At 38.7% G+C, this 2,840-nt stretch carries 2 protein-coding genes; both read right to left on the bottom strand.

Annotation, left to right across the window (positions count from 1 at the left end):
- Positions 1–1,259 (bottom strand): fructose-bisphosphatase class III (locus K6G87_RS11800; protein WP_296837454.1); only part of this gene is annotated, 1,259 nt, incomplete at its 3' end.
- 238 nt (positions 1,260–1,497) lie between these two features.
- Positions 1,498–2,790 carry a dicarboxylate/amino acid:cation symporter gene (locus tag K6G87_RS11795; protein ID WP_296837451.1) on the bottom strand — a complete coding sequence of 431 codons (1,293 nt, stop codon included), beginning with the start codon at positions 2,788–2,790 and terminating at the stop codon, positions 1,498–1,500.
- Positions 2,791–2,840: the final 50 nt, after the last annotated feature.

The following is a 2,840-nucleotide window of genomic DNA, read 5'->3' as shown; positions in this document are numbered from 1 at the left end:
TCATTCATAGGAATGCATCCATGATAAAGAAGGTTATTGTTGCAGATCTTGTACATAGCTCCATGAGAGTATATAAATCGTATATGCTTATTAAGAAGAGGCGAATGAGTAAAGCTCATCTTAAGAGTATGTATAAGCTCTCCCTCTTCTGCAGTCAGATTGTAGGGATGGAGCGGATCTATTGTAGGAAAATTAGTATCCTTGAGCTTATATTCATTACCATCAATTGTAACTGTATGCTTGTCCCAGTCTATATTATTAAGAAGGAGCCTGTCTTCCATCTCATATGCTGGATGCTGCATGATAAGCTGACCTTCAAGCTTGAACTGTATTATGGATATGGCCTTGCACATCTTAGCTGCAAGCTCCGGCTCAACCGAATCATATTCATTCTCATCAAGAAGATGAATCTTGAAGCAGTCACAAGGATCATCAGCATAGACTTTATCTGCAAACATTGAAAGCGGACGAAGATTAATACCATAACCATCTTCAAGTACGTCAAAAGAGTTATAGCTTGTAGCGATCCTTATAACGTTGGCTATACATGCTGTATTGCCACATGCAGCTCCCATCCAGCTGACATCATGATTGCCCCACTGTATATCAACATCATGGAAATTCATAAGCTCATTCATGATAACATCTGCATGCGGGCCTCTGTCGAAAATATCACCGATTATATGAAGTGAATCGATAGTAAGATTCTGGATAAGACCACACAGAGCAGTAATAAACTCATCACCTGCATCAACATCAATGATCCCGTTTATGATCTCCTGATAGTACTGCTTCTTATCAACTTCCTTGCCATCATTATGCAAGAGCTCATCTATAGCATAAGCATAATCCTCAGGCATCTTCTTACGAACCTTGGACCTTGTATACTTCCTGCCAACACACTTGGCAATCTGCACCAGTCTGAAGATCGTGATCTTCTGCCACTCAGAATTATCAAGACCTGTCTGTCTTGCATTTGAAATAATTCTATCAGGATAGTATATAAGATTGGCAAGATCAAGCTGCTCCTTGGCAGAAAGCATATCGCCAAAGGTCTCTTTGATCTTAGCTCTTATAATACCTGACGAACTCCTTAAAAGATGTACAAAACTCCTGTCTTCACCATGAAGATCTGAGAAAAAATATTCAGTTCCCTTTGGAAGTGCACAGATGGCGCGGAGGTTTATGATCTCTGCTCCCGCCTTTCTGGAATTAGGATATTTCTGACTTAAAAGCTTAAGATAATCAAGATCTCGCATGAACAGCCTCCCCTTGCTGAATGTAAGTGCTTACATTTATAATACACTTTTTTGGCAAAAACGCAACTGCTCAAAAGCGCCTAAAGTTAATCCTATATCTTCAACCAAAAACGCCTTAGTCATATCGATTATACCAAAACTATAAGCCAAAACAGTGACATATAGTATTTGTATATATGATATGACTAAGGCGTATGCTTATTACAATATCACAAGCTTTTTTGCAATTACTGATAAATCAGGAAACTTTTTTATTCATGGGCTTATCTTCTGTTTTTTTTAAAAGCCAGTCCTTTCCATCTGTAAATCTTGCAACTATAAAGCTTACTACATAGTCTCCTGCTGCATTGACCATTGTTGCAGGAGGATCGATAAGATTACCAAGTGCAAGAGCTATAGGATAAGCAATAGCCATCTGATCAGGGAAGAACATGGTAACAAGTACAAGCTCTCCAACTCCGCCGCCTCCCGGAATTCCACTCATGGCAACAGATGAAAATACACCGATTATTATAGCAAGGATTGCTCTTGTTCCGTTAAAGTCCATACCAAATATACCAAACAAAAATGCTACTTTTAGTATAGCTGACATTGCTGATCCATCCATATGCATTGTAGCTCCCATAGGAAGGACTATATCAGTTACATCCTTCGGAACACCGGATTCTTCTGCAACATCCATGTTAGTAGGAATAGTTGCAACTGATGAACAGGTACCAAAAGCTGTAACTGCAGGTCTGAACAGATGTTTGAACATTACTGATATGCCCTTTTGACCACCGCCAAACCATGCATATAATGGGAATGCAACAAACATGTATACGAAACAAAATACATAATAAGTAATAAGCGCTCTTGAATAGTCACCTATAAGATCCGGACCGTATGTAGCTACAAGACTTGCAAAGAAGCCAAAGAAGCCGATAGGTGCATAGTAAGTAATGATCTTGACGATTCTCATGATGACTTCTGTCATATTTGAAAAGAACTTACCAACTATTGACTCTGATCCGCCGCACCCCTGAATACCAAAGCCGGTAAATACAGATGCTACAATAAGAGGAAGCATTGCTTTTCTGGAAAAAAGAGCTGAGAAATCTTCCACAGTAAAGAAGTTGATGATCATCTGAGGAATAGATATAGTATCTCCAACTTCACCTTCTGTAAGATTATAAGTATGTGTTACAGGTGGTATTATGAGCATTACAAAGTAAAATAAAAGTGCTGCTATAAAACCTGTAACAAAGAATGTAGCGATAGTAGTTCCAAGGATCTTGCCCGCCCTTTTAGGACTCTGCATATTACCAATCGCACTTGAAATCGAGAAAAATACCATTGGAACAACTACGCAGAACATAAGGTTTACAAAAACCTTGCCAAAAGGTTCAAGAACTGTAGCACCAGATGATATGACGCTACCATCTTCTGCTTTTACAACAGGGAAAATCCACCCAACAATGCATCCGGCTATAATAGCCACAAGCATAGCTATTATAAAACCATAATTCTTAAGAAAATTCTTTTTTACCATAGTTCCTCCTCTCACAATGCCCTTACTATTAGTATATTTTGTCAGATAAT

Source organism: Butyrivibrio sp. (assembly GCF_024699075.1).
The sequence above is the reverse complement of the archived record's forward strand: the minus strand, read 5'-3'. Positions and strand labels throughout refer to the sequence as shown.